General features: G+C 45.3%; 24 protein-coding genes. 16 read left to right on the top strand and 8 right to left on the bottom strand.

Annotated features, from left to right (window positions below):
* Positions 1-86 precede the first annotated feature (86 nt).
* Positions 87-1,052 carry a helix-turn-helix domain-containing protein gene (locus D5I41_RS04200; protein WP_119008653.1) on the top strand — a complete coding sequence of 322 codons (966 nt, stop codon included), beginning with the start codon at positions 87-89 and terminating at the stop codon, positions 1,050-1,052.
* 37 nt (positions 1,053-1,089) lie between these two features.
* On the opposite strand, the gene D5I41_RS04195 is transcribed toward D5I41_RS04200, so the two are convergent.
* Entirely contained in the window at positions 1,090-1,971 is an 882-nt protein-coding gene (locus tag D5I41_RS04195) for a LysR substrate-binding domain-containing protein (protein WP_119008652.1), read from the bottom strand.
* A 153-nt stretch (positions 1,972-2,124) separates the two neighbouring features.
* On the opposite strand from D5I41_RS04195, the gene hisC reads away from it, so the two are divergent.
* The 6 genes from hisC (at position 2,125) to D5I41_RS04165 (ending at position 7,266) form a co-directional block, all read left to right on the top strand.
* Positions 2,125-3,201, top strand: a complete 1,077-nt coding sequence (hisC, locus tag D5I41_RS04190; RefSeq protein ID WP_119008651.1) for a histidinol-phosphate transaminase — start codon at positions 2,125-2,127, stop codon at positions 3,199-3,201.
* A gap of 13 nt (positions 3,202-3,214) precedes the next feature.
* Positions 3,215-3,991, top strand: coding sequence for an ABC transporter substrate-binding protein (locus D5I41_RS04185; RefSeq protein ID WP_119008650.1), 777 nt, complete (start codon positions 3,215-3,217; stop codon positions 3,989-3,991).
* A 167-nt stretch (positions 3,992-4,158) separates the two neighbouring features.
* Complete coding sequence (locus D5I41_RS04180; RefSeq protein WP_119008649.1) at positions 4,159-4,629, top strand: ASCH domain-containing protein; 471 nt, start codon at positions 4,159-4,161, stop codon at positions 4,627-4,629.
* A 10-nt stretch (positions 4,630-4,639) separates the two neighbouring features.
* Complete coding sequence (locus D5I41_RS04175) at positions 4,640-5,302, top strand: HD domain-containing protein (RefSeq protein WP_119008648.1); 663 nt, start codon at positions 4,640-4,642, stop codon at positions 5,300-5,302.
* Between the two features lie 153 nt (positions 5,303-5,455).
* Complete coding sequence (locus D5I41_RS04170) at positions 5,456-6,619, top strand: glycosyltransferase family 2 protein (RefSeq protein ID WP_119008647.1); 1,164 nt, start codon at positions 5,456-5,458, stop codon at positions 6,617-6,619.
* The gene (locus tag D5I41_RS04165) at positions 6,616-7,266 is read left to right on the top strand and encodes an START domain-containing protein (RefSeq protein ID WP_119008646.1); all 651 of its coding nucleotides are present in this window, start codon (positions 6,616-6,618) and stop codon (positions 7,264-7,266) included. The genes D5I41_RS04170 and D5I41_RS04165 overlap by 4 nt, the downstream gene beginning before the upstream one ends.
* 100 nt (positions 7,267-7,366) lie before the next feature.
* Here the strand turns inward: D5I41_RS04165 and D5I41_RS04160 are convergent, their stop codons facing one another.
* On the bottom strand, positions 7,367-8,260 hold the full coding sequence (locus D5I41_RS04160; RefSeq protein WP_119008645.1) for a homocysteine S-methyltransferase family protein: 894 nt from the start codon (positions 8,258-8,260) through the stop codon (positions 7,367-7,369).
* A gap of 214 nt (positions 8,261-8,474) precedes the next feature.
* On the opposite strand from D5I41_RS04160, the gene D5I41_RS04155 reads away from it, so the two are divergent.
* The 3 genes from D5I41_RS04155 to D5I41_RS04145 all read left to right on the top strand — a co-directional run bounded on the left by D5I41_RS04155 (position 8,475) and on the right by D5I41_RS04145 (position 12,393).
* Positions 8,475-10,016, top strand: coding sequence for a glutamate synthase-related protein (locus D5I41_RS04155; RefSeq protein ID WP_119008644.1), 1,542 nt, complete (start codon positions 8,475-8,477; stop codon positions 10,014-10,016).
* Positions 10,017-10,259: 243 nt separating this feature from the next.
* Positions 10,260-11,846 carry a CehA/McbA family metallohydrolase domain-containing protein gene (locus D5I41_RS04150; protein ID WP_119008643.1) on the top strand — a complete coding sequence of 529 codons (1,587 nt, stop codon included), beginning with the start codon at positions 10,260-10,262 and terminating at the stop codon, positions 11,844-11,846.
* A 61-nt stretch (positions 11,847-11,907) separates the two neighbouring features.
* Positions 11,908-12,393 (top strand): DUF3299 domain-containing protein, encoded by a 486-nt coding sequence (locus D5I41_RS04145; RefSeq protein WP_119008642.1) that lies wholly within the window; start codon positions 11,908-11,910, stop codon positions 12,391-12,393.
* 58 nt (positions 12,394-12,451) lie between these two features.
* Here the strand turns inward: D5I41_RS04145 and D5I41_RS04140 are convergent, their stop codons facing one another.
* The 3 genes from D5I41_RS04140 to D5I41_RS04130 form a co-directional block, all read right to left on the bottom strand.
* A complete protein-coding gene (locus D5I41_RS04140) occupies positions 12,452-12,688 on the bottom strand; it encodes a hypothetical protein (RefSeq protein WP_119008641.1) in 237 nt (78 codons plus the stop codon).
* The gene (locus D5I41_RS04135) at positions 12,685-13,596 is read right to left on the bottom strand and encodes a LysR family transcriptional regulator (protein ID WP_119008640.1); all 912 of its coding nucleotides are present in this window, start codon (positions 13,594-13,596) and stop codon (positions 12,685-12,687) included. Before D5I41_RS04135 ends, D5I41_RS04140 begins: the two co-directional genes overlap by 4 nt.
* A gap of 115 nt (positions 13,597-13,711) precedes the next feature.
* Entirely contained in the window at positions 13,712-14,701 is a 990-nt protein-coding gene (locus D5I41_RS04130) for a zinc-dependent alcohol dehydrogenase family protein (protein WP_119008639.1), read from the bottom strand.
* 292 nt (positions 14,702-14,993) lie between these two features.
* Here D5I41_RS04130 and D5I41_RS04125 point away from each other — a divergent pair, with 292 nt between their 5' ends.
* The 5 genes from D5I41_RS04125 to D5I41_RS04105 all read left to right on the top strand — a co-directional run bounded on the left by D5I41_RS04125 (position 14,994) and on the right by D5I41_RS04105 (position 20,967).
* Positions 14,994-15,839: an enoyl-CoA hydratase/isomerase family protein gene (locus tag D5I41_RS04125; RefSeq protein WP_119008638.1), complete on the top strand. Its 846-nt coding sequence runs from the start codon at positions 14,994-14,996 to the stop codon at positions 15,837-15,839.
* Between the two features lie 207 nt (positions 15,840-16,046).
* On the top strand, positions 16,047-16,448 hold the full coding sequence (locus D5I41_RS04120; protein WP_147094834.1) for a hypothetical protein: 402 nt from the start codon (positions 16,047-16,049) through the stop codon (positions 16,446-16,448).
* 397 nt (positions 16,449-16,845) lie between these two features.
* Positions 16,846-17,721: a radical SAM protein gene (locus tag D5I41_RS04115; RefSeq protein ID WP_119008636.1), complete on the top strand. Its 876-nt coding sequence runs from the start codon at positions 16,846-16,848 to the stop codon at positions 17,719-17,721.
* 243 nt (positions 17,722-17,964) lie between these two features.
* Positions 17,965-19,416 carry a catalase KatE2 gene (katE2, locus tag D5I41_RS04110; RefSeq protein WP_119008635.1) on the top strand — a complete coding sequence of 484 codons (1,452 nt, stop codon included), beginning with the start codon at positions 17,965-17,967 and terminating at the stop codon, positions 19,414-19,416.
* A gap of 228 nt (positions 19,417-19,644) precedes the next feature.
* Entirely contained in the window at positions 19,645-20,967 is a 1,323-nt protein-coding gene (locus tag D5I41_RS04105) for an ABC1 kinase family protein (protein WP_119008634.1), read from the top strand.
* Positions 20,968-20,969: 2 nt separating this feature from the next.
* Here D5I41_RS04105 and D5I41_RS04100 read toward each other — a convergent pair whose 3' ends face one another.
* Both D5I41_RS04100 and D5I41_RS04095 read right to left on the bottom strand, forming a co-directional pair.
* On the bottom strand, positions 20,970-21,497 hold the full coding sequence (locus D5I41_RS04100) for a DUF3299 domain-containing protein (protein WP_119008633.1): 528 nt from the start codon (positions 21,495-21,497) through the stop codon (positions 20,970-20,972).
* 71 nt (positions 21,498-21,568) lie between these two features.
* The gene (locus D5I41_RS04095; RefSeq protein ID WP_119008632.1) at positions 21,569-23,689 is read right to left on the bottom strand and encodes a metallophosphoesterase family protein; all 2,121 of its coding nucleotides are present in this window, start codon (positions 23,687-23,689) and stop codon (positions 21,569-21,571) included.
* A gap of 300 nt (positions 23,690-23,989) precedes the next feature.
* Here D5I41_RS04095 and D5I41_RS04090 point away from each other — a divergent pair, with 300 nt between their 5' ends.
* Positions 23,990-24,523 (top strand): dihydrofolate reductase family protein, encoded by a 534-nt coding sequence (locus D5I41_RS04090; RefSeq protein ID WP_119008631.1) that lies wholly within the window; start codon positions 23,990-23,992, stop codon positions 24,521-24,523.
* A gap of 7 nt (positions 24,524-24,530) precedes the next feature.
* Here D5I41_RS04090 and D5I41_RS21575 read toward each other — a convergent pair whose 3' ends face one another.
* Positions 24,531-25,541, bottom strand: a complete 1,011-nt coding sequence (locus D5I41_RS21575; RefSeq protein WP_119008630.1) for a GNAT family N-acetyltransferase/HAD family hydrolase — start codon at positions 25,539-25,541, stop codon at positions 24,531-24,533.
* Between the last annotated feature and the right edge of the window lie 52 nt (positions 25,542-25,593).

Below are 25,593 nucleotides of genomic sequence, written 5' to 3'. Positions count from 1 at the left end.
TTCGTCTCCACATTTTGTATGTGGCGAACTATAGTGATACTAGCTGCGATAAAATAGGTCATTTACCGCCAAAAGAGAGACCTGCGATGAGCCAACTCAATGCCAATATCAGCCATTCTAGCAATTTACGGCCATTCTTGGATTACTTTGAAAGGCAAAACATAGAATGGAAGGCAACTGCAGAAAAGCACGATATTCCACTTAACATTGCCACGCGAGCTGTGTGGTTACCCTCGTTAAATGTGATGGCATTTTTGATGTCGATGATGCGCCAAAGCAATCGAAATATTGGCTTAGAGGTGGGGCAACTGATCTCGCTGGCACAGATTTCACCACAGCTCGATCGCGCGATTCATGAGTGTCACAACATTGAGGAGGCCGTTCATACACTGATGGAGATGATGCCTTCGTTAAACAGCCATATCTCTATATGGGCGGAGCAAGTAGACGGCGATTGGTACCTTTGCCATCGCGGTGCTTATCGTCCATCGACTCCTGGTTACGAGCAAGCCGAGTGGTTTCGAACCTTTGCATTGCTGTCAGTGTGTCGATACTTTCTAGGTGAACATTGGCAACCTGAACAGGTATTAATGACTATCTCGCCTCATATAGGCAAACCGCATGAGTCCAGTTTAGGGCACTCTCAGATTCTTTTCGCACACTCTTTTGGCGGGATTCAGATTCCCGTTTCAGCCAGTTTCCTGCCAATTGAAGGCATCAACCACGACATCGATTGGACGAATCATATGGCAAGGCTGTGTCATACTTATTGCGTTCTGCCCTGGTTTAACATCCGTTGGTTAGCAAAGTTACTAGGCATGTCAGAAAGGACACTGCACCGACGGTTTGCCGAACACGGCACTGCATTCAAGCTTCTACGTGATAACGCAAGGCGTGATATTGCCATCGCACTGCTCGCCAATGAGCACCTGCTACCTGAAGCAGTCGCCTGGCACTGCGGCTACAGCGACCTTTCAAACTTCAACCGAGCCTTTAAAGTGTGGCAAGGTTGTACTCCCTCACAATATCGAAAGAAAGCAATGCAGCAATAGACTTAGATCTAGTCGCTTTATTTTGCGGCCGCATAAATTACTCGGGCAACAACCACGCCAAAAAGTCATCAATAGCAGCGCTCTGAGCCTCTGCAGGTCTCAGCAAGTAATAGCTTTGCCCTGACGTCACATAGTCGGTATAGGGCTGCATCAATCGATTCAGTTTTAGGTCTTCTTCTGCAAGAGTGATATCCCCAACCGCAATACCAAAGCCCTGTTGCGCTGCGTTCATGGCTTGGTCTAAGGTTGAGAACGTCTGATTGCGCCTGCCCTTTCGCACAATACTACCCGACTTTTCTAGCCACAGATTCCAATCACTTTGCATTGGATTGGCGTGCAGCCATGTGAATCTTGCAAGGTCTTTGTCGTTCCACTGCCCCTCATCACCAATAACCTGCTTCCAAAGCTCTGGAGAGCAGATTGGTGTAAGTTTTTCTTCAAACAGTACGTGCTCACTCACCGATAGTGAACGAGGGGGCCGACCGTATACGATGACCAAGTCGAACGATTCAAAATTTGGCAGTAATTGATGCTTAATACTAGAGGTGAGTTCTACCTCTATATCGGGGTTTTCTTGCTGGAAGGACATTAACCTTGGCAGTAACCAAGAGGTGACACAACTTGGAGCATTGAGTTTGATTTTATTGGAGCGGTCGGCCACATCGATAACCGCTTTTCGAAGACGCACCAAGATGTCTTCGGCCATAGGGATAAGTTTGCTTCCTTCAGGTGTGAGTGCTAACCCCCTCGCCTGTCGGTAAAACAGAGCGACTCCCACCAACTCCTCTAATGACTGAATTTGGCGACTAATCGCCCCCTGCGTCATATTCATGGCTTGAGCCGCATGAGTGAAATTTAGGTGCTCTGCGGTAGCCAGAAACGCTTGTAGATTCTTAGTTGAGGGCAATCGGGTGTTCATTTGACGCTCTATCCATGAATTATTTGCATGGCTAGTATGTCTTTATTTCGATTCTTACTCAAAACCTTTTTGATTAGATTAGTCACATAGACAGTCAAAAAATAAATCATTAAGCAAATAAAATGATTTGGCATTCAAAAAGAGATAATACTAATGACGTCACTGGCTTCAAAACTAGCGCCTGAGAGCATAAAAAAATTAATACCATATCAATCAGCGCGCCGCATTGGCGGATCAGGCCGCCTTTGGCTTAATGCCAATGAATTAGAGCAAGGGGTTCATTACAGTGAACACGCCTCTGATTACAATCGATACCCTGACTTTTTACCACATGACATCGCGGCTGCGTATCAAAAATACTGCCAAACACAGGTGCCTTCTGTGGCTGTACGTGGCGCCGACGAAGCGATTGATCTTCTTATCCGAACCTTTTGTCAGCCAGGCAAAGATAAGATTTTGATCAGCTCACCCACTTACGCCATGTATGAGTTCTGCGCTGATGCATTGGCTATAGAGACGATAGATATTCCACTCAAAGGAAAGGCATTTGATCTCGATGTTGAGGGCGTTATCAAGCAGGCTCCTCAAGCCAAGATTGTTTTCTTGTGCTCGCCAAACAACCCAACGGGTAACCTGCTTTCTCGAAACGACATCATTGCCGTTCTCGAGGGTACTCAGCAAGATGCGATTGTGGTGGTCGATGAGGCCTACATTGAGTTTGAACTAGCAGAAACAGTGGCAAACCTAATAGAGCAATACCCGAATTTGGTTGTCATTCGTACCCTATCAAAGGCCTTTGGCTTGGCGGCGGTACGTTGTGGCTTTATTTTGGCGGCAGAAGAGGTCATGGAATACGTGATGAAGCTTATTCCTCCCTACCCTATGCCAGATTGTTCAGCCAAGATTGTGCTTGATGCCCTATCTCCGCAAGGGATTGATATTGCAATGAGCAATACGCACAACATTATTCAAACGAGGCAACACTTTGTTGAAGCCATCCAAGATTTACAATGGATAGAACACGTCTATCCATCATCTACTAACTTTGTGCTCATTCGCACACATCAAGATGCAGAGCTCTTTAGCTTTTTGAAGGAACAGGGAGTCGTTACTCGTAACCAATCTCATGAACCTGCATTAAAGAACTGTGTCAGAATCACGATAGGTTCACCAGAGTCGATGCAAGAAGTCGCCGAACTTATCAACCAATACTCATTTTCATCGCTCTAAAAGGGAATTAAGAATGAAAAAACTTCTACTTGCACTCACGTTCGTTGCTTCACTTGGATCAGTTACAGCAATGGCAAAAGAGGTGCGCTTAGCATCAGACTTTACCTATCCGCCTTTTAACTACAAAAACGCTGAAGGCACCCCGGTTGGCTTTGACATTGAGATTGCTGATGCCTTATGTGCGGAAGCGGAGCTTAAGTGTACTTGGGTTTCTCAAGGCTGGGACTCGCTAATTCCGAGTCTATTGGCGCGTAAGTCAGACGTTATCATGGCATCCATGCGTATTACTGAAGAGCGTAAGAAACGCATCTTGTTTACTGATAAGTACTACCAAACACCAGCACGATTTGTTGCCAATGAGGATAGCAACTTTGCTATCGACCAGAGCGGCCTTAAAGATAAGGTGATAGGTGTTCAACAAGGGACAATCCACGACCGCTACGTCACTGATAAGTTTGGTAAGACCGCTACCATCAAGCGCTACAGCGGCCAAGATGAAGTTTACATCGACATGAAAAATGGTCGTCTAGACGCTACGTTTGGCAACGCTGACCAACTTGCATTGGCATTCCTAGATAAAGAGATTGGCCAAGGTTTCGAGTTTAAAGGCGAAGCGGTCACTGACAAATCTTACATCGGTGAAGGCACCGCTCTGGCATTGAGACAGCAGGACAAAGAGCTCGCTGAGAAGTTTAACAAAGCGATTGCAGAGATCCGTGCAAACGGGACTTACGATAAGATTGCCGCTAAATACTTCAACTTCGACATCTATGGCGAAGAAATTAAGTAGTAGAATCGAAGCCTGATATTAATATTAATATCAGGCTTTTAACTCACCAATAGTTTCACTTTATTGCTGAGTAAACGCCAATTGGCTCACCCTTCCTCTCTCCGCCTCTTTATTACTTAATCGCCCGTAGATAATCTATTGTTATCCGTTTTAATGGCAACAATCCTATGACGACTAAGCATGAACAACTTCTAGAAAGCTATCTTTCTACACTCAGCGAGACTGAGCGAAAAAACATCGCAACTATCAATGCAGACCATTTTTGTGCTGACGAATTTAACGCCAACGAATGTGCCAAGCTCGTCAACGAAGGTAAAAAGCGTGCAACGTGCAGCCTAAAAGTTGGGTACGAAAAAGAGAGCGCACCTCTTCCTAAACAAAGTGACCTTACTATAGTGTTGGATTGGTCTCAAAACCCTGTCTGTATTATCAAAACCCATAAAGTTGAAACTAAGCCTTTCAAAGAGATCGACGCAGAGTTTGCGGCATTGGAGGGAGAAGGTGACGGCAGTTTTGAATGGTGGCAACGAGAGCACACTCACTTTTTCTCTGAATACGCCAAGGAGATCAGTGTTAGTTTCAATGAAGATTCCGAAATAGTGCTAGAGTATTTTGAGAAGGTTTATCCGATTGACTAGAGCAGGTTAAATGAAACTACCGACGGACTTTGAGGGACAATTCGAAGCCTTCATCCAAAAAGAGATGAAGACCGATGCTGCCCATGACCTGAGCCATGTGCAACGAGTAGTAACTACCGCAAAGCTCCTAGCTCAACAAGAAAAAGCAAACTTGTGGGTAGTATTACCTGCGGCCTATCTTCATGACTGCTTCGCTTACCCCAAAGATCATCCAGACAGACACCTTAGCTCCCAGTTGGCGGCAGATAAAGCCCTGCAGTTTCTCGCCTCAATCAAGTATCCAACCTATACCTATCAAGATATCTATCACGCAATCAGCGCGCATAGTTATAGTGCCAATATCCCACCCAAAACCATAGAAGCTCAAGTCGTGCAGGACGCAGATCGACTCGACTCACTTGGTGCTATTGGCATTGCCCGTTGCATTCAAGTAAGCAGTAGCTTTAACACCGAACTCTACTCTCCAGAAGACCCATTCGCCGAAGAACGCGCGTTAGATGACAAGGCGTACGCGGTTGATCACTTCTTTGAAAAACTGTTTAAGCTACCTGAAACCATGAATACCAAGTCGGCAGCCAAAGAGGCCAATAAACGGGTTATCTTCATGCGTCAGTATTTAAACCAACTGCGACAAGAGATTAGGGTCTGCATTCCACCAGCATCAAAACTGTAAGTAAATGAAAATAACCACCAGTAAAAGTTAGAACCTCATCACATAACTTGATAGCGTATCTGCACCGTCTTTTTCGTTGCATGGATGCCAAGGTTAGCGACTGATTTTCACTGTACGAGTCGCTGATATTTTAGGGTGCTAAAAGGTTATTCCATGCTACTACTTATACTGTCAGTCTTTTGTTTACTGACGGTTGCGGTGTTTATTTTCAGGTTACTTCGACTGGCTAAACAACGCATCCACATCCCCGACTCTACACAAGATAGAAGTGATTGGCCGAAGGTTTCGATCATTATCCCCGCGCGCAATGAAGCTGAAAATATCACAGGATCATTAGGCAGCGTACTTGAACAAGACTATCCAGTCGACAAACTAGAAGTCATTGTTATTGATGATTTTTCTGATGATGGTACTAAAGACATTGCCGAAGGCTTGATGGCCAAATCTAAGTTCTCAGCGCAGTGCATTCAAGGAAGAGCACTACCAAAAGGATGGCTTGGAAAGAGTAATGCCTGCATGTGGGGTGCAACCCACGCGACAGGGGACTACCTGTTTTTCATTGACGCCGATACACATTCTTCACCGCATATGCTAAAGAGTGTTATCGACTTCACTCAGACTCGAGACATCGAGATGTTGTCGTTTAACCCTCAACAAGTGATGGTATCAAAGGGCGAAAAATCCTTACTGCCTGGCATCTTCCTCTCTACCGCAAACTCTATGGATTTTGTTGCCTCCAATGACCCAACACAGCAAGAAGCCATTGCTAACGGTCAAACTATGCTGTTCAAAGCAGAGAGCTACCGCGCTGTGAATGGACATGAGTTGGTTAGAAGCGATGTTTCTGAAGACCTGGCCTTTGCCAAGAAAATGAAGCAGCGCGGCTTTCGCATTTTTTGGGCATTTGCAGACTCTTTAATGCGCACTCGCATGTACACCAGTGCCAATGAAATCTGGCAGGGTTTCTCAAAAAACATGAATCGCATTGTTAAAGCGGAAACCCTACCTTTAGCGACTTGGTATTGGGTTAAATGCCAATGGATCGCATGGATGTCGCCGATATTACTGGTTGTGTCATTCCTGCAGTATCAACAGTTTGCATCACAGATAAGCACTTTGGCGCTAGGTATTAACCTGATTACCAACATCGTATTGCTTGGCACTTTCACCGGATTAGTTCGAGAGCTATCGGTTCCTATCCGTCATGCGATATTCGTGCCCTTCGGCATCAGCATGAACGGTTTTCTCGCGCTCAATGCTTGGCGATTACAAAAGTTAAACCGTGTGGTTTGGAAAAATAGGAGTTTGCCACAATGAACATCAAACATATGATTGCAGCTCTTATTGCAACACTCTCCTTTAACTCTTTTGCTGACACAGCAAACTGGAAAGAAGTAAAAAACAGTCATGGGATCACTGTTTACAACCGCAGTATCGAGGGCAGTAGCTTTAAGGCTTTTAGAGCTGAGATGAACGTTGAGTCTGATTTAACAACGCTTATGGCCGTTTTTAACGATGTTGATGTAGGCACTACCTGGGTTGAAAATGTAGATGAGATGCGCCTTGTAAAAGCGAACTCGAACATGGACAACGTGACTTACGCTATGACCAAAGCTCCATGGCCAGTAGCTGACAGGGACTCTGTGGTTCATAACCACATTAGCCAAGACCCTAAAACGCTAGCGGTAACGATCAAACAAGAAGCGGTTCCAGATGAATTGCCTCGCACCAAAAATAAGGTGCGCATTGAGACCTTGCATAGTACTTGGGTGTTCACGCCCATTAACGAGAAGGAAACACGAGTGACTTATCAGGTCTTCACGGAACCGGGTGGCAGTTTACCTGCGTGGCTAGTTAATAAAGTCGCTATTTCTCAGCCTTATAAGACCTTTCAAGGTCTACGCGAAATGTCACAAAAGCCTAGCTATCAAAAAGCAGACGTAGAAGGTATCTACAACCTTTAACTCAATGAAGCAAAGCCTCTGCAAAATCGCAACCTAGATCAGATAAGGATCGGTTGAGCGAACCTTATCTGATCTACGTTGAAACCATAGTTTAGGGTTCTCATTTACTGTCTCTCCACTCAGCCAAGGCCTTTATATGTGAAGGGTAGATCCCACAGCAACCACCAATGATAGTGGCCCCAGCATGGTGCCATTGTTTAGCAAATTCGAGATAGTCTTCAGGAGAAAGTTCGCGCATAGATTGGATGGTGTCATTGGCTTCATGGGTTACACCAATCGGCGTAAAACTATTGGCAAACACGCCAATGGCAACATCAATGCCTTGCTCATCAGTGATAGCTTTAGCTTTGGCGATTGCTTGCTCCATAACTTCAGGAATAGAACAGTTGAAGAAAATGCCTTCCGCCCCCGATTTGCAGAGCTTCAGCGTTGCTTCTTCTACCGTTTCTCCAGAGCGTAATTTCGGGATATCAGACAGATCATCTTGCAGAGTAAACGCGTAGTGGCAAGGTTTATCCGTTTGAGATAGCACTTGGCTAATGGCGTCAAATTCCGCGATGCTGGCTACAGTTTCAGCGAGCCAAAGGTCAACATACGCCTCTTGGGCTTCAAACAGGGTTTGAGTGATCTCTTTTACCTGCACTGGTTCAAAGAGATCGGGGCGGTAGCTACCTAATGCTGGAGGAATAGAGCCTGCGACAACAACCTTTCGATTGCTTTTAATCACCGCCTCTCTCGCAAGCTGCGCAGCGATACTAGCCAGTTCTGCACCTCGCTCTTGATACAAGGCCTCACCAAGATGAAATGGCACACAAGCGTAGCTATTTACAGTGATAATCTCGGCACCTGCTTCAATGAAACCAAGATGAGCCTGCTCAACATGCTTAGGAGATTCGATAAGTGCTTGTGCACTCCATTGAGGCTGAGTAAACGGCGCGCCAATGCGTTTTAGTTCGCGCCCCATGCCACCGTCAAGGATGATTACGTCTGTCATCTTAATTGCTTCCATACAACTCTACTTGGATACCTCACATTGAATACGAGTAGCAGACCAATTGATAGTGAAAACTGCTCAACTGCTATATGAAAAATTTCGGATTCATTAAATATAGTCCTGTGTTGCTAACCTAACCGAGCATTCCCTCGCGAATTTTTCTAGTCGAACTACAGTTATTGAACAATCTTCACTCAATCCTCAGGTGGATAATATGAATAAACCTATCGTGGCCGACAACAAACCAAAGAAAGTCGAACTCACAAAAGGCGAGGAATATTATTTCTGCACCTGTGGACGGTCTAAGAACCAACCCTTCTGCGATGGTTCACATGCGGGTACGGGGTTTAAACCAAAGAGCTTTACAGCCGAAGAAACCGCTGACGGATACTTATGCCAGTGCAAGCACACCGCGAATGCACCATTTTGCGACGGCTCTCATAAGCAATTCTCAGCAGAGCAAGTGGGTCAAGAAGGCCCAAGAGTTCAAATGCAACAAGTGGAGATCCCTATCGCCGTAGCTACGACCGAAGAGCCTACCGTAGAATTCATTCATCAATTGGCTCGAGATGGTCTCTCTAAGCTTGGGCACCACGGCCCAATGACCTCTATGGGTGTGCCTCGTCATTTACTACCACACTGGGATGACTTACAGATCATGGTTGCGCAGATGGCGACTAAGCCACTGATGGAAGATGTCCCTGTCAGCACAGAGCTTGTCATTGGTCCAAATGCCAAGAAACCTCTCAAACTGAAAATACCGCTGTTTGTTTCAGACATGAGCTTTGGCGCCTTATCCGAAGAAGCAAAGATTGCCTTAGCAACTGGGACTGAACTTGCAGGAACCGGGATCTGCTCTGGCGAGGGCGGAATGCTACCAGAAGAAAAGGCAGCCAACTCAAGGTACTTTTATGAATTTGCCAGCGCAGGTTTTGGCTATAAAGAGGAACTACTGAAGGGTGTGCAAGCTTTCCACTTTAAAGGTGGACAAGGTGCAAAAACAGGCACCGGTGGACACCTTCCTGGCAATAAAAACACAGGTAAAATCTCTCAGGTACGCGGTATACCTGAGGGTGAGCCTGCCATTTCACCACCCACCTTTAAAGACCTAAATACCGCTGAGGACTTTAAGGCCTTTGCCAACCGAGTGCGTGAAGTCACCGGTGGTATCCCTATAGGCTTTAAACTCAGCGCCAACCATATTGAAGAAGACATACAGTTTGCCCTTGATGCCAGTGCAGATTACATCATTTTAGACGGCCGAGGCGGCGGTACAGGAGCGGCTCCTGAAATGTTCCGCGATCATATTAGTGTACCGACTATTCCGGCACTGGCTCGTGCTCGTCGCTATTTGGACGAGCAAGGGATGAGTGGCAAGATCACCCTCATTATCACAGGGGGTATTCGGGTACCCATGGACTTTGTCAAAGCAATGGCCCTTGGCGCCGACGGAGTGGCCATCTCAAACAGCGCTATGCAATCCATAGGCTGTGTTGCCGCGCGAATGTGTAACACCAACAACTGCCCTGCAGGTATCGCCACACAAAAAGCCGACCTCAGACAAAGGCTCAACGTCGAAAAATCAGCTAAACAGCTGCATAATTTCTTTGATGCCTCTGTCGAATTAATGCAAGTCATGGCAAGAGCCTGCGGTCATCACAACCTAAATGAGTTCAATAAAAACGATCTCGCCACCTGGCACCGAGATATGGCACTACTTTCCGGAGTCAAATTCTCAGGTTTTGAACAACCTTAAATGAATCTAGCTCCTGATGTTGAATCAGGGGCTATTTCTCACCAAGCTCATCGCTGCACCTTCCCTCCACACTCTTACTTACATATAGAAATCATCAGAATTACTACAGTTCAAACAACACTCCAATGGCAACCGTAACCTAAAACCTTCATCAGAATCGAATTTTTAGTTCATATTGATTCTTAGAATGAGCAAAGATCCATTCCATTGACTTTGCATTCTAAAACAAAGAGTTAAATTAAAATGAACAAGTATAAAATGACAACCTTAGCGCTAAGCTGTGCATTTGCACTGGCCGGTTGCAACAGTTCTAGCAGTGATAACAGCTCCACCGATAACCCTGCACTTCCTATCCTTCCTGAACAGCCTGGCCCTATCGCCCCAGAAGTGAAACCAGAACTCAAGGAGGGCCGTTTTCTAGCTGGAGACTTCCATGTCCATACAGCTGTTTCTGAAGATGCCCATACACCTGTAGATGAAGGGCTTAGGCGTGCCTTTGACGTTCACCAGTTAGATTTCGTTTTTTTCTCTGATCACCTAAGGCTTACCCATAGAGATGATCAAAATATCGAGCACGATACGCCATTACCTGTGTTTGACGCGATAAAGAAATACCAGTTGAAACACTTCGCTGAGTATCTTGAGCAAGGCAAGGTCATCATCGCTGGCACTGAATGGAACAACGATAACTTCGAGCACACCAATGTTTGGATGTTTGACGATGAACCAAACTCAGACAAAAGTATCGACTTTATGCGACAGTTTGAATTCTACGCTCAAGATTACAGTGAGAGCTTTTATCCTCCTGGAGACGTAGCAAAATGGCTTGAAGAAGGCGAACGTTTCGACACATCAACGGGTGGCTTAGAAGCGATAAAATGGCTCAAAGCCAATATCCCAGAAGGGCAAGGGCTGGTTCAATTTAATCACCCGAACCGTAAAGGCGACAACTACACCATCTCTGACTATCGCGATATCTTGAATGCTGCTCCAGGTTTAATGTGTGCTTACGAGGGGCTTCCGGGAAACCAGGCAACCGATCTTCGAGCTGAGTATGAATACGATAAATACAACGGCAACATTCGCGCCTTTGTATACGGTGGAGTTGACTACTCTGTGAACGAGCTAGGTGGTGAGTGGGATGCACTTCTTGCCGAGGGCCACAAGATTTTCTTAACGTCTAATTCAGACTTTCATGATGCCTACGCCCCTGGCCAATACAACAAAACGCTTGTTTGGCTAGACGACGAACAAGAGTCAAACGTTCCTAATATTATGCAAGCGGTGTGTTCAGGTAAGACGGTCGCAATGTACGGCAACTTGATTGAAGATCTCGCCTACTACGCAGAGTCAAAACATGACAAACAAATGATGGGCGACTCCTTGTATACCCAGCAAGGTGAAAACGTAGAACTCACCATTCGATTCAAGCCTTCTGAGGGCAACCCATATACCGAAGAGCAAGGCATCGAAGCTCCTGTTGTTGACCACATAGACTTGATTGGCGGTGAAATGGTCGAACGTAGTCAACCAGGGACTCCTGAATATTCATTGGCTTATAACCGCACTACTCGCCTACATCATCGCTTCATGATCAACGATTACCAAGCTGATGAAGACGGCTACTACACCTTGACTCATACGGTTGAGAATGTGGAAAAAGACATGTACTTCAGAATCCGCGGCACCGACATCATGTTGAACAGTGAGCGTATGGATCGTGACGGCAATCCTAATGTAGATTTCAAACGTGCACCTGGTGCCTCTAATGAAGATAACTACAGCAGCCTATGGTTCTACTCTAGCCCGATTTATCTAAGCGTTGAGTAACGAATAACATTACTTTCATTATCCAAGGGGCAGGTTTCCTGCTCCTTTTATGAGTATATCCATGAAAATCATCAAACTCTTTCTCATCTTTTTCTCGATGTCAGTACAAGCCGAAGTCCTAGAACTCACATGGTTGGATCTGGTTCCTGAGCACGAAAAAGAACAGGTCATGTTATCTGTAATGCAACAAGCGAATATGAATAACCATGACGAAACTTCAACCGATGTTGCAGAGCAGCCTCTCATTGGGACTGTCCGTAGCGAACTAAACAATACCGTAGTAAAAATCCCCGGATTTGTTATACCTATTGAAGGTACTAGCATGGCGGTCAAAGAGTTTTTACTGGTCCCCTTCTATGGCGCTTGTATACATGTACCTCCTCCCCCTCAGAACCAATTGATTCATGTTGTGATGGAGGATTTTGCCGAGATCAAAGGAATGTGGGAAGTTGTGTATGTCACCGGAACTCTAACGACCCAAGCCTTTGAGCACGACTTGGCTAACGTAGGTTATAGGATCGACGGCAACAAAATCATAGCACGATGAATTGACTGCTTAACCAGAGTGTTAACCATTGTTTCAGTTATCAACACTCAATCAAGCTCTATTTCTTACTAGAGTCATTTCCCGTTAATTTGGCTTTCATGTCCATTGCAAACATGGGGCCAATCACGATCACACAAGCCAGTAATAGGAGCTCTTCTGCAATCAATAAATAAGAAGTGTAGAGATCAGCCTGTGCTTCTTCAAAGCCCATTGTGGGTACAAACAATAGCAGCACCCAAGACAACACATAGGCTGTAAGTAACCCAATACAAAGCCCTATCTTCACCGAGTTCATGTCTGATCTTCAGAGTCGATTGACCAGTAAGGAGGGGTTCCATAATACTGAGAAAAATAGTCCACAAACGCCCTCACCTTGGGTGCAACCAACCTTGAGCTTGGATACACAACCCATATTGCAGCCCCATCAACCAATGGATAATCTTCTAACACTTGAACCAGTTCACCACGTTTGAGCTGCTCATGGACAAGCCAAGTCGCACACATCGCCACCCCCAAGCCTTCCACGCACACATCCCTCACCGCCTCACCATGATTCACTCGAATACTGCTATTTCCCTTGATACTAATGTGACCCTTCGGCGAATCAAATATCCAAGATTTTAGACCTGATTGTCCGATGCATTTGTGCTGTCGCAGAGACTCTGGAGTATCAGGAATACCGTGTTCTGCAATATAATCTGGTGACGCACACATAATACGTTCGTCCACAGTGAGTCGTTTAGCAATAAGGGTTGAGTCTTGAAGATTGGCATCTCGAATGGCAACGTCAAAGCCTCCATCAATCAGATCAATCATTGAGTCGGTCAGTTGGATGTCGAGCGTGAGGTCAGGGTATTCGGCAAGAAACCCTTTTAATGCGGGTATTAGATGCAGTCTTCCAAACGAAGCGGGGGCGGTAATTCGCAGTGTACCTTGAGGCCCAGCAGCTCCCTTGCCTACCGAGGCCAACGCGGCATCGACACCCAATAAAAGATCTTCAGCATGAGGTAAAAAAGCTTCACCTTCTTCGGTTAGCGACACCTTACGGGTAGTACGGTGTATTAAGCGAGCACCAACACTTTCCTCAAGGCGATTGATGTGCATACTGGCAACAGGGGCGGACAGCCCTAACTCTTGACCTGCTTGGCTTATATTGTGGGTCGACGCTACTCGAACGAATAACTTGAGATGCTCTATATTCACTAAATCTGGCCTGTTGCTGTGGGCATTTAGTAAATATACGCCTAAATCCAGATATAAATAAGGCCCGCGTTAAAAGCGGGCCTAACATTGCATTATTTAGATAGGGTCGAAAGCCTTAAGCGACATCAATGACCACTTTACCAATGGCCTTGCCAGACGCTAAGTGTGCATGAGCATCACCCGCTTGGCTAAGATCAAAGGTGTTTGGATCAACTACCGGAATTAAAGCACCCGCCTCTGCAATCTTAGCGATCTCCGCCAGTATCTGACCATGCTCTTCGCGCTTAAAGTTGTGAATCATAGGGATCAGCATAAACACGACATGCAGAGACAGTCCTTTAAAGTGTGCTGTACTTAGATCCAGTTCGAGCAGAGAAACTGTGGTTGCGATGTGCCCGTTCAAAGCAGCTGCATTCATTGAGTTTAAAAGATTCTCACCACCAACCGAATCGTAGACTACTTCAAAGCCTGCGCCTTGGGTGTGCTTAGCAACATAATCTTCAACTGACTCCGAGGTAAAATCAATCGCGGTAGCGCCCAGTTTTTCCATCAGTGTCGCTTGTTCTCCCGCGCGACCCGTAGCGTAAACATCTGCCCCCATGTGCTTGGCGATTTGAAGTGCCAAATGTCCAACACCACCCGAGCCACCGTGGACTAGAACCTTTTGCCCAGAAGCTGTGTTTGCGCGCACTAACCCTTCATAAGCGGTAATGCCCGCAAGTGGAATAGCAGCAGATTCACGCATGGATAAGTTCTTCGGTTTATGAGCAATGAGTTTGGCATCCGCAGGCATGTATTCTGCAAGGGTTCCTTGCAAGTCACCCAGGCCACCTGCGCAACCATAAACCTCATCGCCGACAGCAAAGCCGCTGACATCAGAGCCTACCGCTTCAATCGTACCTGCAAAATCCATCCCTAAGATGGCAGGTGTTTTTGGTGAAAAAGGCAAGCCTTCACCCATTTCACGTATCATCATATCAACCGTGTTGACGCTCGTAGCAGCAACTCGAACCAATACTTCACCGGCTTTAATCTCAGGTTTGGCCACGTCTGCCACTTCAAATGCGTCCACACCACCATATTCACGTACGATTGTTGCTTTCATTTACTGTCACCCTTGCGTTTAATGGTTACAAATCAGCTCGTTGCCGGCTATCTGTTCAAGTTTTACAGTCTAGTCAACTTCTTCGAATTCATCTTCATTCATTACATAAAATAGTATTAAGACTTTCTTAATAATCAATCATGAATCCGCAAGCAGAGATCGTGAATTTTATTATTTAATTTTCCTTAATACTGTTGTGACAAACGACTAATTGTTCTTCCTCAACGATCAGCCTAATGTTTTTTGAAGCGTTTAACGATGCCCAATCTATCCACAACGAAGGAATAACATCATGGCTTACGAAGGATACACAACATTTACCGCAGCTCAGGATCAAGGGATCTTGACGGTCACATTCGACTTTGGCCCTGTAAATGTTCAAGGGCAGGAAATGCTAGCGGATCTCAACGGCCTAGCACTTCGACTTGAACGTGATAGAGACGTTAAGGTCGTTGTATTTCAATCTGCGAATCCAGAGATCTGGGTATGTCACTATGACACCAACCTATTGAAAGATATGTCGACCGAGGCGGTATCTCGAGAAGAAGCCAAACTCTTAGACCTCCAATCGGTGTTAGAGCGAATCAGCAAGTTGCCACAAGCGACTATTGCCAAACTTGAAGGCTTTGCTCGCGGGGGAGGTCACGAGTTCGCACTCGCCTGTGATATGAGATTTGCAGCGCGAGGAAAATACAAACTCATGCAAATGGAAGTAGGTATGGGAATCCTCCCGTGTGGTGGCGGTGCATCGCGCATGGCACGTCAAGTTGGCTTGGGTCGAGCACTAGAAATAATCCTAAGTGCACGCGATTTTGATGCTGATGAAGCCGAAGCTTATGGCACAATCAACAAGGCCCTTGACCCCGATAAGATCGGAGAATACGTGGATACCTTGGCACAGCGCATCGCCAAATTCCCAGCTGAATCCATCAATGCTTGTAAACAAGCCGTCTACGAATCAATTGATAAACCGATTGAGGAAGCACTCAAAGCAGAAGCCTACTGGCTATATCAAGCCACCAGCAAAACCGCTGCCATCAAACGCTTTACCATCGCAGATGAGCAAGGCTTAGAGCATGATATCGAGAATCAACGTAACTGGAACACATTGGTGATGAACGTCCAAGATATTAACTAAGAAGCAGACCCTAACCTCTTGCTGTTGAGCTAATCAAACCATGTTAGCAACATAGAAAAGCCAACCGTATATCCGTCATTGGCCCATATGCGGGTGGCTTTGCTCAGTTCAAAATACCTCTTTCTCACTATGTTTAGATCCCCTATTCACCTACCTATACAAAAAACAGATAGGTCCTATTTCGATATTTTTTACCTGGTGTTTAAAGTGAGTATTACTGTATTCACTGAGCCAAACACAGGTCTGATTATGCAATTTAAAGCCATCAAGAATTCGAAGTACGCTGCTAGTCTGGCGGCCCTGTTACAAAAGGAGCTGTATTTTCCACAGGACGTTGCCAACAAGATATCTAAATCAATGGATCATGTTGGCCTTAAACGGTTTCTCAAATCAACTTTTTCTGGGAAATGGGGGCCTTACGACCACTCTGCCGTTGTTTTAACTAAAAGATTAGAAGAGCGGGACATGGATCGTTTCGAGCTGATACAGATTGAGTTTGCTTTGGCTAAGTTAATTGACTCCAATGTACTGCGTGACGATATCAGTGATTGGGCATCGTATGAGTGTTTTTGTTTTTCAAAAGACATGTCACCGAGCCACGGTATGTAACCTTGGAATTCATGCATACTCAAGAACACTGCATCGATAAGTAAACCAACTTTACTTGAAACGGCCAGTTTGAATCTAGCGCATACATTCATCAGCAAACTGGTGAAAAAAACCTTAATAATAATGTATACAGGTACAGTCTGATTAATCTAGTAGATATGGTTGTCGTTTTTAATGACTCTTTCTAGACTTTTGAGTACTCTCATTGCTGATGGCATTCTCGACCACCCGCTATTCAGTTAACCTCCACGAGAGAAGAGCACCTAGCCAACCTACCTAGTGTTTTGCACCTTTCACTGATTATTAATATTTCTTTAAAACTGATTTGGTCGTCAGCTCATTTATCTCACGCCTTGGTAGCAGTAGACTTCTTCGCTCCAACACTAAGGAGTTTTCTATGCATTACGAAGGTAAAATTTATCGTCCATGGATGGAAGCTGAGAGCGTACTGATTCAAGCCACTCTTGGTTGCAGCAATAATCAATGTACATTCTGTACCATGTTTGATGATAAACGCTTCAAAATCAGAGACATTGAAGGCATCTTTCAAGATATAGAAGAAGCACGCAGACTGTACCCGCACGTTGAATCTATCTTTTTGACCGATGGCAATGTGATGGCGATGCGCACTGAAATGCTGGTGAAGATCTTAGACAAAATCAAAACCACCTTTCCAGAGATCAAGAACATTGCGCTCTACTCTGGTTTCAACGATTTTCGTCGTAAAAGTGTTGCAGAGCTAAAAGAGATCAAATCTGCAGGACTAAGCATGGCCTATTCTGGCTTAGAGTCTGGTGACCCCGTAGTACTTGATAGAATTAAGAAACGCATGACTCGAGAGCACGCAATCGAAGGCATGGAGATGGCACGTGAAGCTAAGATTGGCGTATTAGCCTCGTTTATCTTTGGCTTAGGTGGCAAAGAGCGCTCTATGGAGCACGCTATCAACACCACCAGCTTGCTCAACATCATGCAACCAGATGCGATTGCACCAATGGCTCTTGCCATTCAACCTGGCTCTGAGCTTGAAAAAGAACTGCATCGCGGCGAGTTTAACTTGCCAACCCCTTTGCAGATCCTAGAAGAAGAGAAATACCTTCTAGAGAATATGGATGATTTCCATTGCTACTACTGGGGTGATCATGGCAATAACATCTCGCCAATGCGAGGCGTAATGCCAGCGGCAAGACCCGCATTTTTAGAGCGTATCAATACTAATATTGCTCACAACCCAATCACCAAAGAGAATGTCATCCAAACATTCGCATGGTAAATAAGGTCTGTGGACCTTTTGAGGTTATTTCAATCGCTAAAGGTCAACTGTTTTCTAATATAAAGCCTTGTTTATCAAGGCTTTAATTTTTTGTGAAATTACACAAAAACTGGTCTGATGTCACAAAAATAAGACAATATTACAAACACTCACCAAATCCACACCAAACATTTGATTTACATCAATGCAACAGTTTGTTGGCGATTGATAATCGTTCTCAGATGTAAACAAATGGATGTGATTATGACTAAGAAACTCACCACTGCTGGCGGCTGCCCTGTCGCACATAACCAAAATGTTCTTACTGCAGGTAAGCGCGGACCACAACTTCTACAAGATGTTTGGTTCCTTGAAAAATTAGCTCACTTTGATCGTGAAGTTATTCCTGAGCGTCGTATGCACGCTAAAGGTTCGGGAGCCTACGGCACCTTCACTGTCACCCACGACATCACTAAATTCACCAAGGCAAAGATCTTCTCAGAGGTAGGTAAAAAAACCGATCTATTCGCTCGCTTTACGACCGTAGCCGGCGAGCGCGGCGCAGCCGATGCAGAGCGTGATATTCGCGGGTTTGCTGTTAAGTTCTATACCGAAGAAGGCAACTGGGATTTAGTCGGCAACAATACACCGGTGTTTTTCCTGCGTGATCCGCTTAAGTTCCCGGACCTAAATCACGCGGTAAAACGCGACCCAAGAACCAATATGCGCAGTGCAGAAAACAACTGGGATTTTTGGACTTCTTTGCCTGAAGCGCTTCACCAAATCACCATTGTAATGAGTGATCGTGGTATTCCAGCAAGCTATCGCACCATGAACGGTTACGGTAGTCATACCTTTAGCTTTATTAACTCAGACAATGAAAGGTACTGGGTAAAATTCCACTTCAAGAGTCAGCAAGGCATTAAAAACCTAACGGATCAGGAAGCGGAAGCTTTAGTTGGTAAGGATCGCGAAAGCCATCAAAAGGACCTGTACGAAAACATCGAGAATGGCGCGTATCCGAAGTGGGATCTGAAGGTTCAGGTCATGCCAGAAAAAGATTCGGAAACAGTGGCATACAACCCATTCGACCTAACAAAAGTGTGGCCACATGAGGACTATCCTCTGCATGATGTAGGTGTACTGGAACTGAACAAGAACCCAGAAAACTTCTTTGCCGAAGTTGAGCAATCAGCATTTAACCCTGCGGCTGTAGTACCAGGAATTGGTTTCTCTCCTGATCGCATGTTGCAAGGTCGACTGTTTTCTTATGGTGATGCTCAGCGCTATCGCTTGGGTGTTAACCACCATCAGATCCCAGTGAATGCACCTCGTTGTCCCGTGCACAGCTACCACCGAGACGGCGCAATGCGCACCGACGGTAACTTTGGTTCAACCATCGGATATGAGCCAAACCAACACCAAGAGTGGGCGCAGCAACCTGAGTTCTCTGAACCACCACTCGAGCTGCAAGGTGTTGCAACTCATTGGGATCATCGTGAAGACGACGATTACTTCACTCAGGCCGGCAACCTATTCCGTATCATGCCTGAGAATGAAAAGCAGCGCCTGTTCGATAATACCGCTCGAGCTATGGATGGGGTTTCAACCCATATTAAGCACAAGCATATTACCCATGCACTGCATGCCGACGTTGCTTACGGTGAAGGGCTTGCAAAGGCAATGGGGATCGATATAGAAGACGTTACCAAGTAGAGGAGCCTGATTATGCTTGAAGGTATCTTTCAAATCCTCTCTCTAGAAGAGCGCTATTTGATAATGTGGTAACAAGCCTCAACCAAATGCTCTAGCTATAACCCTCAAAAAGCCCTGTCGCAACTATGCCACAGGGCTTTTTATTACATGGATATCATTGATCTTAAGCTTGTCAGCTCTGGTATAAGTCTCTAATTTAGAAAGCATCTGATACAGGGACAAACCTACATGGCTTCTCAAGAAAGCAAAGTACCCACTCACCGGCTCTCACGCTTCGGCAAGTTTGCATCTCTCGCAACTCGAGTGGGTGGCGCTATGGTTACCGAAGGAGCAAAACAGCTTGTACAGGGTAGAAAGCCCAATGCCAAAGACCTTCTTTTAACCCCTACCAACATTAAAAGAGTGGCTGACCAACTCGCCCACCTTAGAGGCGCGGCAATGAAGGTAGGGCAATTGATGTCCATGGATGCGGGGGATCTCATCAGCCCTGAGCTGGCCGACATATTATCAAGGCTTCGCTCTGACGCCTCTCCTATGCCGAGCGAACAGTTGGCGACAGTGCTCTGTAATGAGCTTGGGCAAGACTGGCAACAAAACTTCATTGAATTTAATTTCAAGCCAATAGCCAGCGCTTCCATTGGACAGGTCCATCAAGCCCATGCCGACGACGGAACCAAGCTAGCAATTAAGGTTCAGTATCCGGGTATCAAGCAAAGCATTGATAGTGATGTGGATAATGTGGGCACCCTGCTCAATGTTGTAGGACTCATTCCAAAAGGCGTGGACTACAAAGACCTGCTCGAAGAAGCAAAAAAACAGCTACACGCAGAAGCCGATTATCTTCTAGAAGCAGACCTACTCAATCGCTATAAATTGTTATTAAAAGATAGCCCTGATTTTGTTATTCCTGACGTTTTGAAAGACATTACCACCGACAGTGTCCTGGCCATGACTCACGTGACCGGAGACCCCATCGAGTCACTCCAGCACGCGGATCAGCACACCCGAGACAGAGTGATGACGCTCCTGTTAGAATTGCTGTTCAAAGAGATCTTTAGCTTTAAATTGGTGCAAACAGACCCCAACTTTGCCAACTTCCTCTATGACGAGAAGCAACAAAAAGTCGGACTTCTAGACTTTGGTGCAACACGTGCCTACAACGAAAATATCAGCGATGGTTATCGCCTGGCCTTTACCTCTGTCATCTATAACAACGACAAGGTTCTTGACCAAGCCCTGACCCAGATAGGCTTCTTCAGCAAACAGATAGTACCAGAGCAAAAGCAAGCCATCTTCAACCTCGTCAAGCTCGCCTGCGAGCCACTAAAATTTGATGGCAATTATGATTTTGGCTCGAGTAACCTAGCCCAAAGGCTCAGCCAAGCCGGAACCATGCTCAGCATGGAACAAGACTACTGGCACACACCGCCAGCAGATGCTCTTTTCTTGCATCGAAAGATCGGTGGGTTGTACCTTCTCGCGGCAAGACTGAACGCTAAGGTGGATGTGGCCAAGCTGTTTGAATCATACCGATTAGACTTAAAGCATTGAGCTTAATACGGCTCAACAGACGCACTGGTTATCTGATATGCCACGTCCCAAGCGTCGCCAAATTGGTCTTGTTGACTGACTAACATGCCACTGACTACAACCGCATCTCGCATAAGTAGATTTGGAACACCCTCAGGGTAGTGCACATGTATCATTTGACTCGCTGGTGGCGGGGGAATGTGAATGCATGCTCCAAAATAGGGTACGAGCAAAAACTCAGTAACCACATCCATATCCCACTCAAGTGGGACAACAAATCCAGCGACAGATGCCTGCTTATTCACTATTTCAGGATTCACCATAGCGACATCGTTACCAATAGATTGAGGTTGGATGAAAGGGTCTAGCTCGTCGTGCTCTTTGGCTCTTAGCTTTTCTTGTTCCATGACACTAAGGAATGTATCTCTTTGCTCAGGTGCCAGTAACTGCTCCCAATTGGTTAACGTTGAAGCGCGCGATTGAAGCGCGTCTTCTTGACTACATGCGCTTAAAAAGAGGCAAAGTAGACCAGTAGTAAGGTATTTGATCATAAATGGATATACGCAAGTGAAATAAAGGCCATTAGAGAGACTAATGGCCTATAAAATAGAGAATTCTAGGGTTACTTAGATATCAGAGCGAATCTTCCGTCCATATCAACACGAGCCCAGAAGGTATCTCCTGCTTGTCCCGCAACCCACTGATTTTGACACCCCTTATCCTCCAGATCAGATGGCAGTGAATTGAGGTACTCTGGTTTGTAGCTCTTTTCACTGATACAAGTTTCTTCCACCAAGGCCTTCCACTCATTACCAACTTTAGTCGCAAGCTGAAGATCTGACGCGTTCTCACCTTTAGGTACTGAAATCTCAAAGGCATAGTTATCACCACGAACGCTGTTATCAAGAATCCAGCTGCGGCTTTCATCTAGGCGGTAAGGTGATTTCTGTTTGAGTGTTTCAGGGTAGCCATTGTCACTTAATGGACGCTTAGCAATGGCGTTCAGGTTTTTATGATCGCCACCCGCTTCGATATCTTCTGCTGATGTACCCGGCCAACCTGCTTCTCTCGTGATATCTTTCTCAGCGCCGTACGCATTGATATAGGTTCCCGTTTGGCTTTGAATACCATTGATGATCAAAACATCTGATGCAGTTGCTTCTTCTTGATTAGCCCAGTTCAGCGATACTAGCTTTTTCATATCATAGGTCGCTGGGTACCAATGCATGCGATTGTCTTGATTGATAGAGAAGCGATGAGCGTGGTTTAGATTCAGTCCACTACGCCCGTCAACGACAAAGTCTTCTCCAGAAGGGTTACCAATAGCATCATTTGATGCACTTCTAATGGTTGGTTTTACTATCATGTATTCCCACATACGAGCGATAGCGTCTGGATCAGACCACCCCATCCATAAAGCACCGTCCAAAGCTTGGTCAACTCGGTTGAATACGTCATTTTGTCCATCAATAATGCGGGCTCTAACACCTTGTGATGAGTAGCAATTTACAGTGCGGTATTTGCTGTCTACCGCGCTATAGTACTCAGTGGTAAATGGCACACTGCTTGGGTAAACGATCTTGTCACAACGGTTATTGGTTCGAGTGAATCGGTCAAACAATTTCCAATCGGTATTGACCAACAAGTCGCTGGAATCTGTGAAGGTGTCATAAAATGCCGAGTACTCTATTTCATTTCCAGTCACATCAAACCACGACGCATTGACCATTAGGTCTCCAGTCGCTTCACTATCACGATCTAACAGATCTTGAGTCCACTCGGGACGCTCAGATGGGTCTACTGTTTTTGGTGTGATATAACGCGTTTTGTACATCAGCATACTTTGCAGACGCTCAAACTCACCCACTCGATTGTAGTAACCTTTCTCCGAAGCATTGCCTGTTACAACATGCTGGAAAAAGCGATGATTAGAAGAAGGTTCCGCAGATTGCGTATCCATTCCAGCACCGTTATCCCAGACCACTGAGCGGCTGTATTGGTGATCGTGTCCTGATACAAAAATAACGTCATTGTCAGTAAACAGTGAGCGCCAGCTTTCAAAATCTCTGGTCAGCATGTCGTTTTCACGCTGGTCATTCCATCGAGCTGTGACTCGCTCCATGGCTACACCACCGCGATATGGGCCAACAAATGGACTATGTGTAGATACAAACACATGAGAGATTTTGCTATCGCGTTGCTCTATCGCTTCTTCAGCCCATTCATATGCATAAGGCATGTCTTGGTCTGAGATCTGCACCATCAACACATTGTTGTGCTGGTAGGCATAGGTTTGAAACTCTCTTCCCGGCATGTGGTTGATGTTTTCACGAGGAATAAACTCTTCCATGATCCTCTTCCACGTGTAGTTGTCACCTGGCTTGCGGTCATGGTTACCCATCAAAGGTAAGAAAGTAATCTGGTCTGTATATTGGCTAGCAATAGCTTTCCACTGCTCATACTCATGCTCGGTATTGCTGTTAGTAAGGTCTCCGACCGCAATAACAATATCGACCTCATTCTCACGATAGTAATCTAGAATGCTTTCCATCTGATTGACCGCGACATTGTCACCACCACCTTGGGTGTCAGTTAGAATGCCGATTTTCGTCGAATATTTTAACTCTGGGGTTTCACCGGGTGGTTCTGCGGGTGATTGAGTATCGTTGTCGCTATTGCTATTACAGCCCGCAAGTAGTGCTGCTGAAATAAGCGTGGCGCATAGCGCTTTTTGAAAAGCCATTGTTAATTCCTACATTCCATTTAGTAAATTTGAAATGGAATGTAGGCAGAGTTAATGAAAAAAATATTACAGCAACATTTCAAGAACATTAACTCACAAAAAGATACATCAAGAATCATCAACACCTATATAAAACAATAGCTTATTGAGCTTTAATGATAATGTTATCCGTAACAAAACATGAAAAGAACAAGCGCAAATTCTAGCCACACTCTTTCCATCATTTTGTTTTTTACTCAATCAAGCTAAGTATCCGATGTATAGTAATCTGATGAATTACTGCTTATATGAGTCGAACTAATGCCAAACATCGTTTACATCGCCACTAGCCTTGATGGCTTTATCGCAGACAAAAACAATCAAATTGATTGGCTTCATGATGTGCCTAACCCAGAGGGTTCAGATTTTGGATTTGCGGCATTTATGGATCGTGTTGACGCTCTGATAATGGGTCGGAATACTCTAGAGATTGTGCTTAATTTTGGGATTGACTGGCCGTACTCTAAACCAGTATTTGTACTAAGTAATACACTGAAAAAGGTACCTGAAGGATTAGAAGGCAAGGTGTTTTTAGTCAATGGAGAGCTATCTGAACTTGTTCAATCACTCAATCAAAAAGGCTTTGAGAAACTCTATATTGATGGAGGAAAGACAATACAGAGCTTCCTGCAAAAAGATCTGATTGATGAACTCATTATCACCACCATCCCTATCCTTCTCGGCGGAGGTATCCCCTTATTTTCCGAACTATCCGCACCTTTAAAGTTTAAACACGTAGGCTGCGAAAGGTTAGCGGATCACATGGTAAAGAACACCTTCATCCGCACTCGCTAACCCCAATTTATTGCAAGTTTTTCACCGCATTTGGTAGCTCATATAGAGTGTCAATCTGAGGGATAGTCCGCTCCCCTTCAACAAGCGTATGTTGTCGATTGAACCAAACCACCTTCAATCCTGCTTTGATAGCAGGGTTGATGTCTTTATCTAGTGTGTCTCCAACCATCAACATCGACTCAGGATGCACATCTAACGCCTGCGCTATCTTGCTAAAGAACGCTGCACTCCCCTTACCTATACCAAGATTAGCTTTGCAGAAGTATCCAGAGATGAACGTGGCTAAACCTGCTCTTTGAAAAGCGTTGTGGATGTCACTTTCGGTTGAGTCTTCTGCATTGGTTGCCACGTAAATTTGATGGTGTTTGGAAAGGGTTTTAAGAACCTCAATAGCGCCTTCTAGCGTATAGACCTCAGGCCAGTCGCACATCTTTCCCTGTTGATCAGGTAAATCAACCATCAAGGTATCACCCCAATCAAATAGAATAGTATTCACTGCAGAGGGGGCCTGAATTGAGCGCTGGTATATGTGGTCGGTATGAGAAATACCATTTATCACATAAGCGTCAGGGATGATTTTGGTGAGAGAAAAGCCGGATTTTTCCAGTACTCGCTCAGAGCCTAGATTGCCTTTGGTTACCGTCGCGGAAAACTGCTTGATGTCATGGGTGTGCTTTGCCCAGTCGACTAAACATTGCAAAGACTCTGTAGCATAGCCTAGCCCCTGAAACTTAGGCAGCAACATGTAGCCGACTTCGGCAACATCATCTTGCATACAAAACCCTGTCAGCCCAACTTGTTGCCCTGAAGCGCGATCAGTTATTACCAAGCATAACCAATGAAGAGAGTTCTTACTCCAAGGCTGAATTCTCGCTTGAAAGCGTAACTGAATATCGTTACGACTAGGCTCGTCAAAGCACAATTCAATCACACGCTCATCCACATGCAAGCTATGAAACAGTGTCCAGTCGTGTTCAGATAAAGGGGTCAGGGATAGTCTCTGCGTGCACAATTCCATTAAGGGTTCTCAAATCCTCAACTCACCCTAAAACGATGAGTCTTCTTTTACA

Source organism: Vibrio superstes, from assembly GCF_003569005.1.
In the GTDB taxonomy this organism is placed as follows: domain Bacteria; phylum Pseudomonadota; class Gammaproteobacteria; order Enterobacterales; family Vibrionaceae; genus Vibrio; species Vibrio superstes.
The sequence above is the reverse complement of the archived record's forward strand: the minus strand, read 5'-3'. Positions and strand labels throughout refer to the sequence as shown.

Excerpts from the sequence above, each read along its gene's own strand:
- D5I41_RS04100 (WP_119008633.1), bottom strand. The coding sequence starts at position 21,497 with ATGATCAAATACCTTACTACTGGTCTACTTTGCCTCTTTTTAAGCGCA.
- D5I41_RS04200 (WP_119008653.1), top strand. The coding sequence starts at position 87 with ATGAGCCAACTCAATGCCAATATCAGCCATTCTAGCAATTTACGGCCA.
- D5I41_RS04095 (WP_119008632.1), bottom strand. The coding sequence starts at position 23,689 with ATGGCTTTTCAAAAAGCGCTATGCGCCACGCTTATTTCAGCAGCACTA.
- katE2 (WP_119008635.1), top strand. The coding sequence starts at position 17,965 with ATGACTAAGAAACTCACCACTGCTGGCGGCTGCCCTGTCGCACATAAC.
- D5I41_RS04170 (WP_119008647.1), top strand. The coding sequence starts at position 5,456 with ATGCTACTACTTATACTGTCAGTCTTTTGTTTACTGACGGTTGCGGTG.
- D5I41_RS04180 (WP_119008649.1), top strand. The coding sequence starts at position 4,159 with ATGACGACTAAGCATGAACAACTTCTAGAAAGCTATCTTTCTACACTC.
- D5I41_RS04175 (WP_119008648.1), top strand. The coding sequence starts at position 4,640 with ATGAAACTACCGACGGACTTTGAGGGACAATTCGAAGCCTTCATCCAA.
- hisC (WP_119008651.1), top strand. The coding sequence starts at position 2,125 with ATGACGTCACTGGCTTCAAAACTAGCGCCTGAGAGCATAAAAAAATTA.
- D5I41_RS04090 (WP_119008631.1), top strand. The coding sequence starts at position 23,990 with ATGCCAAACATCGTTTACATCGCCACTAGCCTTGATGGCTTTATCGCA.
- D5I41_RS04150 (WP_119008643.1), top strand. The coding sequence starts at position 10,260 with ATGAACAAGTATAAAATGACAACCTTAGCGCTAAGCTGTGCATTTGCA.
- D5I41_RS04115 (WP_119008636.1), top strand. The coding sequence starts at position 16,846 with ATGCATTACGAAGGTAAAATTTATCGTCCATGGATGGAAGCTGAGAGC.
- D5I41_RS04105 (WP_119008634.1), top strand. The coding sequence starts at position 19,645 with ATGGCTTCTCAAGAAAGCAAAGTACCCACTCACCGGCTCTCACGCTTC.
- D5I41_RS21575 (WP_119008630.1), bottom strand. The coding sequence starts at position 25,541 with ATGGAATTGTGCACGCAGAGACTATCCCTGACCCCTTTATCTGAACAC.
- D5I41_RS04195 (WP_119008652.1), bottom strand. The coding sequence starts at position 1,971 with ATGAACACCCGATTGCCCTCAACTAAGAATCTACAAGCGTTTCTGGCT.
- D5I41_RS04185 (WP_119008650.1), top strand. The coding sequence starts at position 3,215 with ATGAAAAAACTTCTACTTGCACTCACGTTCGTTGCTTCACTTGGATCA.
- D5I41_RS04145 (WP_119008642.1), top strand. The coding sequence starts at position 11,908 with ATGAAAATCATCAAACTCTTTCTCATCTTTTTCTCGATGTCAGTACAA.
- D5I41_RS04130 (WP_119008639.1), bottom strand. The coding sequence starts at position 14,701 with ATGAAAGCAACAATCGTACGTGAATATGGTGGTGTGGACGCATTTGAA.
- D5I41_RS04160 (WP_119008645.1), bottom strand. The coding sequence starts at position 8,260 with ATGACAGACGTAATCATCCTTGACGGTGGCATGGGGCGCGAACTAAAA.
- D5I41_RS04165 (WP_119008646.1), top strand. The coding sequence starts at position 6,616 with ATGAACATCAAACATATGATTGCAGCTCTTATTGCAACACTCTCCTTT.
- D5I41_RS04125 (WP_119008638.1), top strand. The coding sequence starts at position 14,994 with ATGGCTTACGAAGGATACACAACATTTACCGCAGCTCAGGATCAAGGG.
- D5I41_RS04140 (WP_119008641.1), bottom strand. The coding sequence starts at position 12,688 with ATGAACTCGGTGAAGATAGGGCTTTGTATTGGGTTACTTACAGCCTAT.
- D5I41_RS04155 (WP_119008644.1), top strand. The coding sequence starts at position 8,475 with ATGAATAAACCTATCGTGGCCGACAACAAACCAAAGAAAGTCGAACTC.